The sequence below is a fragment of the Azospirillum aestuarii genome (genome assembly GCF_016632405.1).
In the GTDB taxonomy this organism is placed as follows: domain Bacteria; phylum Pseudomonadota; class Alphaproteobacteria; order Azospirillales; family Azospirillaceae; genus Azospirillum; species Azospirillum aestuarii.
This window is the reverse complement of the sequence record NZ_JAEPIV010000020.1, coordinates 38,565-54,502: the sequence shown is the minus strand read 5'-3', so window position 1 is coordinate 54,502 and position 15,938 is coordinate 38,565. Positions and strand designations below refer to the sequence as shown.

Annotated in this window: 14 protein-coding genes; 9 read left to right on the top strand and 5 right to left on the bottom strand. The window is 67.6% G+C overall.

The window, feature by feature from the left end; all coding sequences use genetic code 11:
* The 5 genes from arsH to JJL56_RS24685 all read right to left on the bottom strand — a co-directional run.
* Positions 1-581, bottom strand: a 581-nt coding sequence (gene arsH, locus JJL56_RS24705; RefSeq protein WP_200486715.1) for an arsenical resistance protein ArsH, incomplete at its 3' end; no start/stop codon positions are given.
* The gene (arsB, locus tag JJL56_RS24700) at positions 574-1,647 is read right to left on the bottom strand and encodes an ACR3 family arsenite efflux transporter (RefSeq protein ID WP_425599145.1); all 1,074 of its coding nucleotides are present in this window, start codon (positions 1,645-1,647) and stop codon (positions 574-576) included. The genes arsB and arsH, both read right to left, overlap by 8 nt.
* Positions 1,648-1,659: 12 nt before the next feature.
* Positions 1,660-2,094 (bottom strand): arsenate reductase (glutaredoxin), encoded by a 435-nt coding sequence (gene arsC / locus JJL56_RS24695; RefSeq protein ID WP_200486690.1) that lies wholly within the window; start codon positions 2,092-2,094, stop codon positions 1,660-1,662.
* Positions 2,091-2,609 carry an arsenate reductase ArsC gene (locus tag JJL56_RS24690; RefSeq protein ID WP_200486689.1) on the bottom strand — a complete coding sequence of 173 codons (519 nt, stop codon included), beginning with the start codon at positions 2,607-2,609 and terminating at the stop codon, positions 2,091-2,093. Before JJL56_RS24690 ends, arsC begins: the two co-directional genes overlap by 4 nt.
* 52 nt (positions 2,610-2,661) lie before the next feature.
* Positions 2,662-3,018, bottom strand: coding sequence for an ArsR/SmtB family transcription factor (locus tag JJL56_RS24685; protein ID WP_200486688.1), 357 nt, complete (start codon positions 3,016-3,018; stop codon positions 2,662-2,664).
* Positions 3,019-3,317: 299 nt separating this feature from the next.
* Here JJL56_RS24685 and JJL56_RS24680 point away from each other — a divergent pair, with 299 nt between their 5' ends.
* The 9 genes from JJL56_RS24680 (at position 3,318) to JJL56_RS24640 (ending at position 15,937) form a co-directional block, all read left to right on the top strand.
* Complete coding sequence (locus JJL56_RS24680) at positions 3,318-4,166, top strand: substrate-binding domain-containing protein (protein WP_345772635.1); 849 nt, start codon at positions 3,318-3,320, stop codon at positions 4,164-4,166.
* Entirely contained in the window at positions 4,163-5,611 is a 1,449-nt protein-coding gene (locus JJL56_RS24675; RefSeq protein ID WP_200486686.1) for a sensor histidine kinase, read from the top strand. Before JJL56_RS24680 ends, JJL56_RS24675 begins: the two co-directional genes overlap by 4 nt.
* Positions 5,601-6,977 carry a sigma-54-dependent transcriptional regulator gene (locus JJL56_RS24670; RefSeq protein ID WP_200486685.1) on the top strand — a complete coding sequence of 459 codons (1,377 nt, stop codon included), beginning with the start codon at positions 5,601-5,603 and terminating at the stop codon, positions 6,975-6,977. Before JJL56_RS24675 ends, JJL56_RS24670 begins: the two co-directional genes overlap by 11 nt.
* A 91-nt stretch (positions 6,978-7,068) precedes the next feature.
* Positions 7,069-7,719, top strand: a complete 651-nt coding sequence (locus JJL56_RS24665; protein WP_200486684.1) for a dioxygenase family protein — start codon at positions 7,069-7,071, stop codon at positions 7,717-7,719.
* Positions 7,720-8,004: 285 nt separating this feature from the next.
* Positions 8,005-8,535 carry an arsenate reductase (azurin) small subunit gene (locus JJL56_RS24660; protein ID WP_200486683.1) on the top strand — a complete coding sequence of 177 codons (531 nt, stop codon included), beginning with the start codon at positions 8,005-8,007 and terminating at the stop codon, positions 8,533-8,535.
* A gap of 14 nt (positions 8,536-8,549) precedes the next feature.
* Positions 8,550-11,018 carry an arsenate reductase (azurin) large subunit gene (locus tag JJL56_RS24655; protein ID WP_200486682.1) on the top strand — a complete coding sequence of 823 codons (2,469 nt, stop codon included), beginning with the start codon at positions 8,550-8,552 and terminating at the stop codon, positions 11,016-11,018.
* Between the two features lie 193 nt (positions 11,019-11,211).
* Positions 11,212-13,389 (top strand): ATP-dependent nuclease, encoded by a 2,178-nt coding sequence (locus JJL56_RS24650; protein WP_200486681.1) that lies wholly within the window; start codon positions 11,212-11,214, stop codon positions 13,387-13,389.
* A complete protein-coding gene (locus JJL56_RS24645) occupies positions 13,386-15,458 on the top strand; it encodes a UvrD-helicase domain-containing protein (protein WP_200486680.1) in 2,073 nt (690 codons plus the stop codon). The genes JJL56_RS24650 and JJL56_RS24645 overlap by 4 nt, the downstream gene beginning before the upstream one ends.
* Positions 15,459-15,556: 98 nt before the next feature.
* Positions 15,557-15,937 (top strand): ArsR/SmtB family transcription factor, encoded by a 381-nt coding sequence (locus JJL56_RS24640; protein ID WP_345772634.1) that lies wholly within the window; start codon positions 15,557-15,559, stop codon positions 15,935-15,937.
* Position 15,938: the final 1 nt, after the last annotated feature.

Below are 15,938 nucleotides of genomic sequence, written 5' to 3'. Positions count from 1 at the left end.
GACGGCTTCATCCGGCCGGCCTCGTCGAACTCCTGGAACGCCTTGGCCACCGACGACTGGTTCGGGATGGTCACCATGCGCATCCAGCGCCCCAGCACCCGCATCGCGTTGACCGCGTTGAACGACTGCGAGCCGCCCGACACCTGCATCACGGCCAGCGTGCGCCCCTGCGTCGGCCGGACGCCGCCGCTCTCCAGCGGCAGCCAGTCGACCTGGCATTTCAGGATGCCGGTGATGGTGCCGTGGCGTTCCGGACTGACCCAAACCTGTCCCTCCGACCATTGCGACAGCGCACGCAGTTCGGCCACCTTGGGGTGGTCGGCCGGCACGCTGTCCGGCAGCGGCAGGTCGCGCGGATCGAAGATGCGCGTCTCCGCCCCCATGCGCTGGAGCAGACGCTCGGCCTCCTCAGTGAGGAAGCGGCTGTAGGACCGTTCCCGCAACGAGCCGTAGAGCAGCAGGATGCGCGGCGGGTGGGTCAATGGCCGCGCGGGTGTCAGCCTGTCGAGGTCGGGGACGTCGAAATAGGGTTCATCCAGGCTCGGCAAGCTGTCGAATCCGGTCGTCTCGATATCATGCATGGGTGCGTCCTTCGTACCAGGGCTTGGTCGCCTTGGCGATCTTCACGACCGACAGCATCACCGGCACCTCGACCAGCACGCCGACCACGGTGGCGAGCGCCGCGCCGGAACCCAAGCCGAACAGGCTGATGGCAGCGGCGACCGCCAGTTCGAAGAAGTTCGACGCTCCGATCAGCGCCGCCGGCGCCGCCACGCACCACGCCACGCCAAACCGGCGCGACAGCCAGTAGGCCAGCCCGGCATTGAAATAGACCTGGATCAGGATCGGCACCGCCAGCAGCAGGATGACCAGCGGCTGCGCCAGGATCTGCTCGCCCTGGAAGCCGAACAGCAGCACCAGCGTGGTCAGCAGCGCCAGCAGCGACACCGGCTGGATACGGTCGAGCACACGCTTCAGCGCCATCTCGCCACCGGAGGCCATCAGGCTGCGGCGCCAGAGCTGGGCGGCAACCACCGGAATGACGATGTAGAGCACCACCGACAGAAGAAGCGTGTCCCACGGCACGGTGATGGAGGCCACGCCCAGCAGCAGTCCGACCAGCGGGGCGAAGGCGAAGACCATGATGATGTCGTTCAGCGCCACCTGGCTCAGCGTGTAGTGCGGCTCGCCATCGCACAGGTTCGACCACACGAACACCATGGCGGTGCAGGGGGCGGCAGCCAGAAGGATGAGGCCGGCTATGTAGGAGGAGATCTGCTCCTGCGGCAGCAGCGGAGCAAACAGGTGGCCGATGAACAGGCTGCCGAGCAGCGCCATGGAGAAGGGCTTCACCGCCCAATTGATGAACAGCGTTACGCCAACACCGCGCCAATGCTCCCTCACCCGCCCCAGCGCGCCGAGGTCGATCTTCAGCAGCATCGGCACGATCATCAGCCAGATCAGCACCGCCACCGGCAGGTTGACCTTGGCAACCTCCGCCGCGGCGATGACCTGGAACAGGCCGGGCACCAGATGGCCGAGCGTGATACCAGCGACGATGCACAGCGCCACCCAGACGCTGAGGTAGCGCTCGAACAGGCTCATGGCGGGGCGGGCCGCCGGAGCGGCATGGATGTCAGCAGTCATGATGCATGTCCGTCAGGAGGTTTTGCCGATGCGGTGTCCGGCGGCATCGACGACCTGCTCGCCATCTTCCTTGGCGAAGGCGCCGCGCTGCGCGTCGGGGAGGATGTCGAGCACCGCCTCGGACGGGCGGCACAGCCGCACACCGAGCGGCGTTACCACGATCGGCCGGTTGATCAGGATCGGGTGGGCCATCATGGCGTCGAGCAGCCGGTCGTCGCTCAGCGCTGGATCGCCAAGCCCGAGTTCCGCGTAGGGCGTGCCCTTCTCGCGCAGCACGGCACGCACCGAAACGCCCATGCGGCGGATGAGGTCGGCCAGTTCGTCGCGCGCCGGCGGCGTCTCCAGATACTCGATCACCGTCGGCTCGACGCCGCTGTTGCGGATCAGCGCCAGCGTGTTGCGCGAGGTGCCGCAATCCGGGTTGTGGTAGATGGTGACCGGCGTCATCGCGCCGCATCCGGGGCGGCGGGCGCCTGGCCCATGTCGTCCAGCTTGCGCTTCAGCGCCAAACGGTCGAGCGAGGCGATGGGCAGGCTGATGAAGGCCTGGATGCGGCGCTGGATTTGACCGAACACCGTGGCGGTGAAGGCCGCCTTCTCCGCATCGGTGCCCTGGGCCCTGGACGGGTCGGCGAAGCCCCAGTGGGCCGTCATTGGCTGTCCCGGCCACACCGGGCAAACCTCGCCGGCGGCGTTGTCGCAGACGGTGAAGACAAAGTCCATGTGCGGAGCGTCCGGTGCGGCGAACTCGTCCCAGGTCTTGGAGCGCAGTTCGGCGGTCGGGAAGCCGAGCCGTTCCAGCAGGTCGTGGACATAGGGGTTGATGCGCCCGGACGGCTGGCTGCCGGCGCTGAATCCGCGGAAGCGGCCCTTGCCCTCCCGGTTCAGCAGGCACTCCGCCATGACGCTGCGGGCGCTGTTGTGGGTGCACAGGAACAGGACGTTGTAGACGCGGTCGGTCATCGCTGGATTGCCTTTCCAGGCCGCGGGGCGCGCGGCGGTTGGGATTGGAACCTCAGGCGTCGTGGTCACATCCGTCGGGACCACACAGAACGGCCTGGGTGAGGTCGGCGGAGCAGAGCTCGGGACGGCCTTGGCAGCAGTCCTCCATCAGGAAGGCGATCAGCCGCCGGGTGCCCTCGTAGTCGCAAGCGTAGAAGATTTGCCGCTGGACCCGCCAGGAGCGCAGCAGCCCGGCGCGCTCCAACGTCGCCAGATGGTGCGACAAGGTCGAACCGGGCACGCCGACCCGCTGGGCGACATCGCCGGCGGTCAGCCCGTTCGACCCGGCCTGGATGAGCAGGCGGAACACGGCCAGGCGGGTGTCCTGGGCCAGGGCGGCGAAGGCGTCGATGGCGTTCCTTGTTTCCATGATTTGACGTTAATCGAAATATGGAAGGGAGAGCAAGACAAAACCTGTCTCGGCGACAATGGCGCAGGCACCACCGTCCCCTCTGCCGTTCACTCCGTTGCCCACGGCCATATCATCCGTTAAGCTGATTGTTCGATTGATCGGGCATGATCGAAGGCGCGGCGTCTGACGAACCCGGCTTGGGCATGCTCCGCGACGTCACTGTCCAAGATGGACTGATCCTTCAGCCGAGGGAGTCCAGCATGCCAGGGGTGGGTGGACCAACGCTTGGCGATCGGGCACGCTGGACCCGGCGTGCCGTGCTGGGAGTCTTTTGCACGTCCGGCGCTCTTGCGCTCGATCGACGGGCCGCCGCTGGAGCCCTGGGCGATGCCCCCCTGCGCTTCGGCCTGACGCCGGTGTTCCTCGACTCCGACGCCCACCTCCTCACCATCCTCGAACGCTACCTCTCGGCCCGGCTCGCGCGCCCGGTCCAGCTGACGAAGCGGCGGACCTATCAGGAGATCACCACGCTCCTGCTCACCGGACAGTTGGACGCCGCCTGGATTTGCGGGTTTCCCTACGTCCAGTTCCGCAGCCAGCTGGCTCTGGTCGCAGCCCCCCTCTACCGCGGCCGTCCGCTCTATCAATCCTACGTCATCGTCCAGGCCGGCGACCCGGTGTCCGGTTTCGACGGGCTGCGCGGACAGGTCCACGCCTTCTCCGATCCGGACAGCAACTCCGGTTTCCTGGTGACCCGCCATCTCCTCGCCACCCGGCACGAGACGCCGGCGAGCTTCTTCCGGCGCAGCTTCTTCACCTACGGACACCGCAACGTGGTGCGGGCGGTGGCGAGCGGCCTCGCGCAGAGCGGCAGCGTCGACGGCTACGTGTGGGACGTCATGGCGGAAAGCGAGCCGGATCTCGTTGGACAGACCCGGGTTCTGCACCGCTCCGCACCGCTGGGCTTCCCGCCGATCGCCTGTCAGACGGCCCGTCTCGGCAGCCCCCTGGTGCGCGAGCTGCGGGAGGCGTTCCTCGGCATGGACGGCGACCCGGACGGCCGGGAGGTGCTGCGCCTGCTGCGGCTCGACGGGTTTGCCGGCGCCGATCCGTCGCTCTACGACGGCATCGCCGCCCTCTACGACGCCGTGAGGACAGCGTCATGACGTGGCCCCTGCGCCCGCGCGCGTGGCCGCTGGCGATCACGGTGCCGCTCCTGGTGGCGGGGCTGATGACCGCCGTCGGCTCGGCGATCTCCTCCTCGGTGCTGGCCCGTCTGGCGGATGACCAGGAGGCGCAACTCCGCCAGCTCGCCGGCGCCCACCTCGGCAGCCTTGCCGTGGCTCTGGCGCCACACCTCGCCCGCCAGGACGTGTGGGAGACCTTCGACGTGCTCGACCACGCCCGGCAGGCCGCCTCGGTGGCCTCCACGCGGCTGCTCATCGTCACGCTCCCCGACGCCTTCGTCGTCGCGGCCAGCGATCCCATGGCCTATCCGGTCGGCACCGCGCTTCCCCCGGCCTTGGCGGCGCATCTGGACGGCGCGGACCTCGCCATCGATGACGGGCGCGGCGTCGCGTGGTCCCACCGCCTCATCGGCACCGGCGACGCCCCCCTCGGCCACATCCTCGCCGAGATGGACATGGCGCCACTGCTGGCGGTCCGGCACGAGGTGCTGCGGACGCTGGTGGTGACCAACGCCGGGCTGACGCTGCTGCTCGCCGCCGTGGGCTATGGTCTGGTCGCCCGCCTTCTGCGGCCGCTCCGGATTCTCGACGCCTATGTCGAACGCATCCGCTCCGGCTCCGTCGAGCCGATCCCGGCGCGGTTCATCGCCGAGGAGAGCAGCGAGTTCGGCCGCCTGTTCCGCCGCTTCAACGCGATGGCGGCGGCGATGGCCGAACGCGAGGCCCTGTCGGCCAGGCTGGCGGACGAAGAGAAGCTGGCGCTGCTCGGCCGCCTCGCCTCCGGCATGGCGCACGAGGTGAACAACCCGCTGGGCGGCCTGCTGACCGCGGTCGACACCCTGCAGCGCCACGGCGCCGACGACGCCGTGCGCCACCGTTCCACCGCGCTCCTCGAACGCGGCTTGCGCGGCATCGGCCACGTCGTCCGCGCCGCTCTCGTGGTCTACAAGGAACCGGCGGGGGCCGGGGCGCTGTCGGCGGCGGACCTCGACGACCTGCAGTTCCTGATCGCCCACGAAGCGCAGCGGCGGCGCACCCGCCTGATCTGGGACAACCGCATGCCGGAGTCCGTGGCCGTGGACGGCACCGCGGTCCGGCAGATGGTGCTCAACCTGCTCCTGAACGCCTGCCGCGCCTCGCCGCCGGGAGCGGCGGTGGTCCTGGCCGCCACTACCTCGGCGATGGGGGTGAGCATCACGATCCGGGACGAGGGGCCGGGCCTGCCGATGGACATGGCCGAGGTTCTGGCGAGCCGGGGAACGGCGCCCCTGCCGCAAGGCGGCCGGGGACTGGGGCTGTGGACGGTCGGCCGCCTGCTCGACCGCGTCGGCGGTGGCGTGGACATCGAGGTCGGGCCGGCCGGCGGCACCGCCATCACCCTGACCATCCCACAGGCCGAGAGGAGACCGCGCCATGCCGCCTGACCCACCCGCGGCGGCGGAAGCCCCCGGCACCGCCCCGATCGTCGCCGTCATCGAGGACGACCCGATCATGGGTGAATCGCTGGTCGACCGGTTGGCGCTGGAGGGCTACCGACCGGTCTGGTGGCCGACCGGTGGCGAGGCTCTGGCGGCGTTGGCCGGGGTTCGGCCGGATCTCGTGGTTTGCGACATCCGCCTGCCGGACATGAACGGCGAGGATCTCTTTCAGGCCGCGGCTTCGCGGCTGCGCGGCGTCCCGGTTCTGTTCATGACCGGCTTCGGCGACATCGGACAGGCGGTGCGACTGGTCAAGGCCGGCGCCGACGACTATCTGACCAAGCCCTTCGCCATCGCCGACGTCCTGGCCCGCATCGACCAGCTGCTGCGGTCCCGGCGCGGCGGCGCGCCGACCGGCGCGCTCGGCGTCTCGCCGGCTATGCAGCGGGTGGAGCGCCTGCTGCGTCGCGTCGCCGACGTCGACAGCACCCTCCTCATCACCGGCGAGAGCGGCGCCGGTAAGGAGGTTGCCGCCCGCTTCGTCCATCAACTGTCCAAACGCGCCCAGGCTCCCTTCATGGCCGTCAACTGCGCGGCCATCCCGGGCGACCTGATCGACAGCGAGCTGTTCGGCCATGAGAAAGGCGCCTTCACCGGCGCCCACGCGACGCACCGCGGTTACGCCGAGCGGGCCGCGGACGGGGTGCTGTTCCTCGACGAGGTGGCGGAACTGCCGCTCCCGGTTCAAGCCAAGCTGCTGCGCCTCGTCCAGGAACGCGTGTTCTTCCGGGTCGGCGGCGAGAAGGCCCTCTCCTGCAACGCGCGCCTGGTGTGCGCGACGAACGCCGATCTGGAAAGCCGGGTGCGCGAGGGGCGGTTCCGCCAGGACCTGCTCTACCGCATCAACGTCATTCCCGTGGTGATCCCGCCCTTGCGCGAGCGCCGGGAGGATATCCTGCCGTTGCTGGTGGCCTACCTGCGTCATTACGCCGACAGCTTCGGTGCCGCCGTCCATGGCTTCACGCCCGCGGCCGAAGCGCGTGCCCTGGCCCATGGCTGGCCCGGCAGCGTGCGCGAGCTGCGCAACCGCGTCGAGCGTGCCGTCGCCCTGGCGGACGGCCCCTGGATCGGAACGGATCTTCTCTTTCCCGAGGGGGATGCCGCCGACACCGTCGTCCCCGCCCCGCCCTGGCCGCCGCTTGCCGCCGTGCGTGACGCCGTCGAGCGTGAGCACATCGCCGCCACCTTGCGGCGGTCCGACGGGCAGATGGCCAAGGCGGCCGATCTGCTGGGAGTCGGCCGGACGACGCTGTGGGAGAAGATGCGCCGGTTTGGCCTTGTGGCGGGCCCCCTGGAGCGGTTGCGGGATTAGCCTGGCCCTTCAGGGGGGCCGTCCACGCCCCATATGGAGCGGGGGCCTGCGACACCCCTTCGTTGCCCGCACCGCAAGACAGGAGCCGGCCATGTCGGAACACCGCGCGATCGACCGCCGCACCCTCGTGCTGAGCGTGGGCGCCCTCGGCACCACGGCGCTGCTCCCCAAGCCGGGCATGGCCGCGAGCCTCGTCCCGACGCCCGGGCAGACGGAGGGGCCGTTCTACCCGGTCAGCTTCCCCGACGATGCGGACAACGACCTTGTCCAGGTCCAAGGGGCTGCGGCGCGGGCACTCGGCACCGTCGCTCACATCGAGGGGCGTGTTCTCGACCGCGGTGGGCGCCCGATCCCCGGCGCCGTCGTCGAGATTTGGCAGTGCGACGCGCAGGGGCGATACCGGCATCCGCGCGCACCCGGCCACGACCGGTTCGACGGCGGCTTCCAGGGCTATGGACGCACGGCGGTCGATGCCGGCGGCGTCTACCGGTTCCGCACGATCAAGCCGGTGCCCTATCCGGGCCGGACGCCCCACATCCACTATGGGGTGATCGTTCCCGGCGCCGGACGCTTCGTGACCCAGATGTACGTCGAGGGCGAACCACGGAACGAGCGCGATGGCCTGCTGGCCAGCATCCGCGATCCGCAGGCGCGCCGCAGCGTGATCATCCCGTTGAGGGCCATGGGCGACGGCGAGCCGGGAGCCGTCAGGGGCACCTTCGACATCGTCCTGGAGCTGTGAACGCACCCGGAACGTTGCGAAGCTCGCCGGCGCCCTGCCTTGGGTGAGGATCCTGGATGGGCTCGGACTGATCGTACCGTTCCGGGATCGCCGACCGTTCGAGGCGTTCGGAAATCCGATCGTGACGCCCTCACGCGGAGGATTTCCCACCGGCCGGCGTTCGGAACTCCGAACGTCCTCTCCCCGCGGTGTGCTCCCCAGCTCGGCGGTTCGCGGCCCTCGCACGGGCTGGCCCCGATCTTGCTCCTGGCGTTGGGGAACGAAAAAATCGAGGGAGGACGCCCTATGACCGGATGCCAGAAGCTTGTCGAACTCGGCCGTCGCCAATTCCTGCGCAGCGGCGCCGCCGCAGCGGCGGGTGTGGCGGCCGCCACCGCGGTCTCTTCCACCCCGGCCAAGGCGGCGGTGTCCGCGGCCCGGGTCAGCTACCCGGCCAACCGCTTGGCCAACCTGAAGGACCTGACGGTCAACGAACCTCTGCAGATCGCCTACCCGGACAGCGACTCGCCGGGCGTGCTGATCAAGCTCGGCACCCGCGTGCCGGGCGGCGCCGGGCCGGACGGCGACCTCGTCGCCTACTCGACGCTGTGCCCGCACAAAGGCTTCCCGCTCGCCTATGACGGCCGCGACCGCACCTTGAGCTGCCCCGGCCACTTCTCGCGCTTCGACACCGAGAAGGAGGGGCAGCAGATCTGGGGACACGCCACCCAGAACCTGCCGATGTTCCGCCTGGCGGTCGACGCCGCGGGCGACATCACCGCCGTCGGCACCGACGAGCTGATCTACGGGCGCACCCGCAACGTGCTGCAGGGCTGAGGGAGGACCGGACCATGACCTACAAGCGCGGCGTCGATCAGCTTCCCATTCCGCCGGCGAACGCCACGGTGCGCAACGTCACCTGCGACTTCTGCATCGTCGGCTGCGGCTACAAGGCGATCTCCTGGCCGGTCGACCAGCAGGGCAGCGTGCGGCCCGACCAGAACGTCTTCGGCGAGGATCTCTCCCAGCAGCAGGGCGCCGAGAGCCCGGCCTGGTACGCGCCGTCGATGTACAACATCGTGTCCCAGAACGGCCGGCTCGTTCACCTCGTCATCAAGCCCGACAAGGACTGCGAGGTGAACGCCGGTCTCACGTCGGTGCGCGGCGGCCGGATGGGCGAGACCCGCTTCTCCGACCAGACCGGCACGATGACGGCGCGTCTCGGCCAACCGATGGTCTGGCGCTATTCGCAGATGATGCCGACCTCCTGGGAGGATTCGCTGGCGCTGGTCGCCGACGTCACCCGGCGGGTGATCGAGGAGATGGGCGAGGACGGGGTGATCGTCTCGGCCTTCGACCACGGCGGCGCCGCCGGCGGCTACGAGAACACCTGGGGCACCGGCAAGCTCTATTTCGACGCGCTCAAGATCAAGAACATCCGCATCCACAACCGGCCGGCCTACAACTCCGAGGTCCACGCCAGCCGCGACATGGGGGTCAGCGAACTCAACAACTGCTACGAGGACGCCGAACTGGCCGACACGCTCTTCGTCGTCGGCGCCAACCCGCTGGAGAACCAGACCAACTACTTCCTGGCCCACTGGGTGCCGAACCTGCGCGGCGAAACGCTCGACAAGAAGAAGCGGCTGCTGGCCTCCGAGCCGCACGCGGCGGCCCGGATCGTCATCGTCGACCCGCGGCGCACGCTGACGGTCAACAGCTGCGAGACGGTCGCCGGCAAGGAGAACGTCCTGCACCTGGCGCTCAACCCCGGCAGCGATCTGGCGCTCCTCAATGCGCTGCTGACCGAGGTGGTGGCCAAGGGGTGGCAGGCGACGGACTTCATCGGCCGGCACACCGCCGGCTTCGACGCGGCGGTCCAGGCCAACCGGCTGTCGGTGGAGGAGGCCGCGACGATCACCGGGCTCAAGCCGGAGGACATCCGCAAGGCGGCGCAGTGGATCGCCGAACCCAAGGCGGGTGGCAAACCGCGCCGGACGATGCTGGCCTACGAGAAGGGGCTGATCTGGGGCAACGACAACTACCGCACCAACGCGGCGATGGTGAATCTGGCGCTCGCCACCTGGAACATCGGGCGCGAGGGCACCGGCTGTGTCCGGCTCGGCGGCCACCAGGAGGGCTACGTCCGCCCGTCGGACGCCCATGTCGGCCGGCCGGCGGCCTACGTCGACCAGATGCTGATCGGCGGCCAGGGCGGCGTCCATCACGTCTGGGCGGTCGACCACTTCAAGTCGACGCTCAACGCCGAGGAGTTCCGCCGCATCTACCGGCGCCGCACCAACCTGGTGAAGGAGGCGATGGACAGCGTCCCCTACGGCGACCGGCCGGCGCAGGTGGAGCAGATCGTCGGTGCCATCAAGCGCGGCGGCCTGTTCAGCGTCGTCGTCGACATCCTGCCCACCCAGATCGGCGAGGCGGCGCATGTCTGGCTGCCGGCGGCGACCGCGGGCGAGATGAACCTGACCTCGATGAACGGCGAGCGCCGCCTGCGGCTGACCGAGCGCTACATGGACCCGCCGGGCGTGGCGCTGCCGGACGCCCTGATCGCCGCCCGTCTGGCCAACGCGCTGGAGGCCTCCTTCCGGCAGGCCGGCAACGCGGAGTATGCCGGCCGGTTCGCCGGCAAGTTCGCCTGGAAGACGGAGGAGGACGCCTTCCTGGACGGCTATCACCAGCACGCCGAGGGTGGGGAGTTCGTCACCTACGACCGTCTGCGCGCGGCGGGCACCAACGGCGTCTTCGAGCCGGTCACCGGCTATGAGAACGGCCGGCTGGTCGGCACCAAGCGGCTGTTCACCGACGGCACGTTCAAGACCGAGGATGGCCGCGCCAAGTTCCTCGCGACCCAGTGGCGGGGCCTGCAGGTAGCCGGGCGCGACCAGCAGCGTGAGAAGCACCCGTTCCTCATCAACAACGGCCGCAACAACCTCGTCTGGCAGAACGCCTTCTACGACGTCCACACGCCCTTCGTGCGCGAGCGCAACGGCGTGGCGCCGATCGAGATGCACCCCGACGACATGACGCGGCTCGGCCTGCAGGCGGGCGACCTGGTGGAGATCTACAACGACGTCGGCTCGACCCAGGCGATGGCCTACCCGACGCCGGCGGCCAAGCCCGGACAGGCCTTCATGCTGTTCATCGCCCCCACCGGGCAGGTGGGCAACATCATCAGCAAGGGGACCAACGAGCTGATGATCCCCAACTACAAGAACGTCTGGGCAAACATCCGGCGGATCGGCCATGCGCCCGGCGCCGACGGCATGAGCTTCAAGAACACCGAGTACCCCAACAGCCTGTGACGCCCAAACGCTGGAGCGGGGGGACGGACAAGCGCCCCGCCCCCGCTCCAGGGCTCCGCCCAATCAGGGAGGACGATGCAGAGGATAAGATGAGCGGAGCACCTCTGTTTCTCGGATGTAACGATGGCTGGGTTGCCGCATATGTTCCAAAGGGTGTAGAAAATAGAGACACACCAAAGGCGCGTGGCACCTGATGCATCTGGCGGAACTCCACCTGGAGAATTTTCGGCTCTTCGCGCGCTTGGCGATCACACTGCGCCCCGGGCTGAACGTCCTTGTGGGTGAGAACGACGCAGGAAAATCGGCGATCATTGATGCGGTCCGTTTGGTTGTTGGCGCCGCCGGACACGACACCGCACGGATCGATGCGGATCGCGATTTTCACTGGAGGAATGATCAGCTGGAGCCGGAAGCGCGGCTGTCGATCACCTGCAAGTTCGCCGGCATCTCCGAAGCCGACGCCTCCGGCTTTATCGAGCATCTCACTTACGAAGGCACTCCAGAAGCACCGCAGGCGCCTGTTCTGTACCTGACGCTGGTGGCACACCGTCCCACGAGAGCGGTCTCGGTCAAGGTCAAGCACGCCTCTCGCTGGCGTGTCTCGGTGGAATTGCGGTCCGGAAAGGATGGCCAGGGGCCCTGGTTCGAAGGACCCGCCCGAGCGCTTCTGGAAGCCACCTATCTAAAGCCTCTGCGTGATGCCGAACGTGAGTTGTCCTCTGGGCGGAACTCGCGTCTATCGCAGATTCTTCGTCACACGCTCGCCATTGCAGCGGAGGATGACGAGGCGTTCGACGTCGATGCCTTCGTCAATGCCCTCGGTTCGGGAGACTCGAACGTGTCGCTTCCGCAGACGCTGTTGCGGCGCGGTGAACTGGCCGATCATTTGATCGAAACCCACTCCGGGGTGAGCAAGGCGCGCGCCCGTCTGAATGAGGATTTTCTGCACCATCTCGCCTTGGGCTCCGATCGGATGTCCAGCCACATCGGCGTTGCATGCGGCGCCGATGAGATGCGGCTGCGGTTGTTGCTGGAGAAGTTGGAATTGCTGCTGCTTCCGAGTGCGCCGCCAGCCGCTGACGCCGAGTCGTCGTGCGCGGCGACGGCACGCCGCCCCCGTCTGCTTCCGCGTGGGCTCGGCTATCAGAACCTGCTGTTCATGGCCTGTGAGCTGTTGCTTTTGGGACAGGACGAGGAAAAGATGCCGCTTCTCCTCATCGAGGAGCCGGAGGCGCATCTGCATCCCCAACTTCAGCTTCGCCTCATTGATTTTCTGCTCAGCCGCACCGAGCCAGGTCTTCGCTCCGCCGCCGGGGTGCGGAAGGAGGAACCGGCAGCAGATCCGGAACCGACGGACAGCGACCGGAACATCGGGAAGGTGGCGCCGTCGGGAACTGGCAATGGCGCGGCACGGCCAGACACCCGGTCGGAGCGCCCGGTGCAGGTGCTGATGTCCACCCACAGCCCGGTCCTTGCGTCGAAACTGCCGCTTGGTAGCCTGATCGTTCTCGCGGGTGGTCAAGGCTTCTCCTTGGCGGAAGGCCGGACCCGGCTGGACGCTGGAGACTACCGGTTCCTGCAACGTTTTCTGGACGCGACCAAGGCCAACCTGTTCTTCGCGCGCGGCGTCATTATCGTCGAAGGGTCGGCGGAGGCGTTGCTGTTGCCGACCATTGCGTCCCTGCTCGGCATCGATCTGGCCAAGCATGGAGTGTCGATCGTCAATGTCGGCGGAACCGGTTTGCACCGCTACGCCCGCATTCTTATGCGCAGTGATGACGCTCCAGGCCCCTGTCCCGTTGCTTGCGTGACCGATCGTGACGTGCTGCCGGATTGTGCGCGAGACATCCTCAACCTGAAGCCTGGAAGCCGGCAGAAGACAGAACCCCAGATCGATGCCGAAGCGTGGATGAAGACGAAGGTCAAAGCGGATGGGCAACGCGTGAAGACGTTCGTTTCGGATCACTGGACCTTGGAATACGATCTGGCGCGCGCCGGGTTGGAGCGCGAAGTCTTCATCGCCGGGCGTATGGCGGCACACGACAATGAGCTCGACGGACCGGGCGACATGGCTGGAGCGGCGTGGACAGTACGGGAAGCCGAGGCCGAACAAGCCTATAAGCGCTTGCAGGAAGGCTGCCCCGACCCGATCGAGCGGGCGGTCCGCGTCTACAAGGTGGTGGCGGCCGGTTCGAAGGCGGCGGCGGCTCAGATCCTGGCCCGTATGCTGGAGGAGCGCTACGGCACGGCCGCCGAGCGACTGGTCTTCGCCGGCAAGGTGCCACGCTACCTGAGCGCGGCCTTGCGGCATGCCACGGGCACCGACCAACCGATGCCTGTTGTCAGAGCCGAGGCGCTCGCCGACGAATGAGCGAGGCCTTTTCGCTGCCCGTCATTGATGACGCCGATATTTCCTGGATCGAAGAGGCGTTGGGCTTGCGCTTCGAGGGCGAACGCCGGGATGTTCTGCGGGCCTTGGACTCCGGCGATGTCGAAGCCTGCCCGGGGAGCGGCAAGACGACGCTCCTGGTTGCCAAACTGGCCATTCTGGCTCGCAAGTGGACGGCGCGGAGTCGTGGCATCTGCGTGCTCTCCTATACCACCGTCGCCCGCGAAGAACTGGAAAAGGGGGTGCAGCGGGTGCCGGAGGCGGCACGCCTGCTGGCCTATCCGCATTATGTCGGGACCATCCACGGGTTCGTGAACAGCTTCTTGGCTTTGCCTTTCCTCCGGTCGAACCGTACGGGGCCAGTTGCAGTCCGTTTCATCGACGACGACCGGTGCCGGGCCGTCGCGCAGCGGATCATTTGGGAGGATGATCGGTTCGAACCGATTAGAAATTTCGCCCGCATCCGCGCCCAGAATTCATCACGAAAAGCCACGGCCGACGCTCCGAAGAAGACCGTGACGGAAGTTCTATCTGAACTGTGCGATACACTGGAGTACCGGGGGGCCGATTTAGGTCTGGACCTGTCGTCCTTTCAGTTGAAGGATCCAGAGCAAGCTACCTACAAATCCATGATTAAACTTCGGCGCCGCCTCCGCCAACTCGGGTGTTTCTTCCATAATGACATGTTTGCGTTCGGGGAACGGCTGATTGCCGAGGTGCCGCAGTACCCCGCTCTGATACGGCACCGCTTTCCCTGTGTTTTCATGGATGAGATGCAGGACACCCGCCCTTTGCATGCCGCCATGCTGTCGCGGCTTTTCCCCAAGGACGCCTGTGCGCTGCGGCAGCGCTTCGGCGACAGCGATCAGGCCATCTATGACGGAGACCGCGGCGAGCCCGGAGCCGTTCCGGTGGATGCCTTTCCGGACGCGCAGGCGCGCAGCCTGCCGCGCAGCAACCGGTTCGGGGGCTGGATCGCCGCGCGGGCGTCCGCCGTGGCGCCGAGCCGTCGTGAGATGGAAGGCGATGCCTTGCATCGCTGGGGGGCCTTGAAAGGCGAACCGACCGGCAGCCGCGGCCACACCATTTTCCTCTTCGGCCCCGAGGCCATGCATGAACGTCCGCTGCAAGCCTTCGGCACGCTGCTGTGCCGAGAGTTCGACGGCGATACCCTTCGCCATGGGGTGTTCACGGCCGTCGGGCGTGTTCACGCCCCTCCGGGTCAGCGCGCACGTAAGGCGGATCAGTTGCCACACTCCGTCCGTGACTATTGGAGCCGGTACGAACCGGACGCCTCCCGCCGTACGGCGCGGCCGCGTGTTCTTGCCGACTACCTGTGTCTGGCTCACCACCGACGAACCGAAAGCGGCGAACTGGGGCCAGCCATTACGGAACTGGCGCTGGGTTTGATCCATCTGCTGGAAGCGTGCGGAGCGCCCGCTTTCGGAACGCGCCACAACCCGCTTCGTCAACTTCGTGCGTATGCTTCTGAACGGCCGGCCTTGTGGCAGGCGATGCAGAAATGGCTTTGGGACTGCGCGACCATGAGCACGTCTCCCAATCCAGCCGCTTGGCCTGTCATCAGAGTCGCGACGGAAGCGCTTGTTAAAAGCCACCAGGAAGGAGGATGGCATGGTTCGCACCAGATGGAACCGATCGATGCGTTTCTAGAGTGGCCCGAGGAGGCGATTTTCCGGCCGCCCGAACAGCCTCCCCGCCACCTCTATGTCCACCACGGCGAGGATGGGAGGTCCGTGAACATCCGGCTTGGCTCGATCCACAGCGTTAAAGGGCAGACCCACACCGCCACCCTGATCCTCGACACGTTTTTTTACTCGTGCCACATTGGACGACATTTCCGGCTGCTGGCTGGTCGTAAGAGCCCTATGGCCCTAGATGCACAGCGATTGCTTTACGTTGCCATGACACGGCCGAGCCATTTGCTGTGCGTGGCGCTGAGAGCCAGCCATTTCGGTGAGGGCAAAGCTGCGCTTGGTTGGGAGCGTCGCCTGCAAGACGTTGGATGGCGGATTGAGCGCGTTGCCCCCTAACCGCACCCCTCTCAGACCGGCGCCCGATTGGTTCGCTCAATTCGATGGTTCTGGAAACGGCGATGTAGGCAGCCCATCTTGTCTCCGGAAAGCGGCGCGTGTCCCACGCCGCCGCGTGGAACGAGATGGCCCCGATGACCTCGCTGGATGTGACCACCGCTGCCCGCTGCTTCGCTGAGTTGGGCCATCCGACCCGGTTGGCGATCTACCAGCGTCTGGTGCAGGCCGGTGACGGCGGCATGACGGTGGGCGCCATCGGCGAGGAGATGGGCGTGCCGGCCTCCACCCTGTCGCATCACCTCAAGCAGCTGATGATCGTCGGGCTGATCGAGCAGGTGCGCGAAGGCCGCATCCTGCATTGCCGCCCGCTCTACCCACAGATGGAGGGCTTGGTCCGCTTCCTCACCGAGCAGTGCTGCGCCCGCCCGATGACGCCCCGGGCGGCCGAAGCGGAGACCGGGGCGCCGGGCTGCTGCTGAC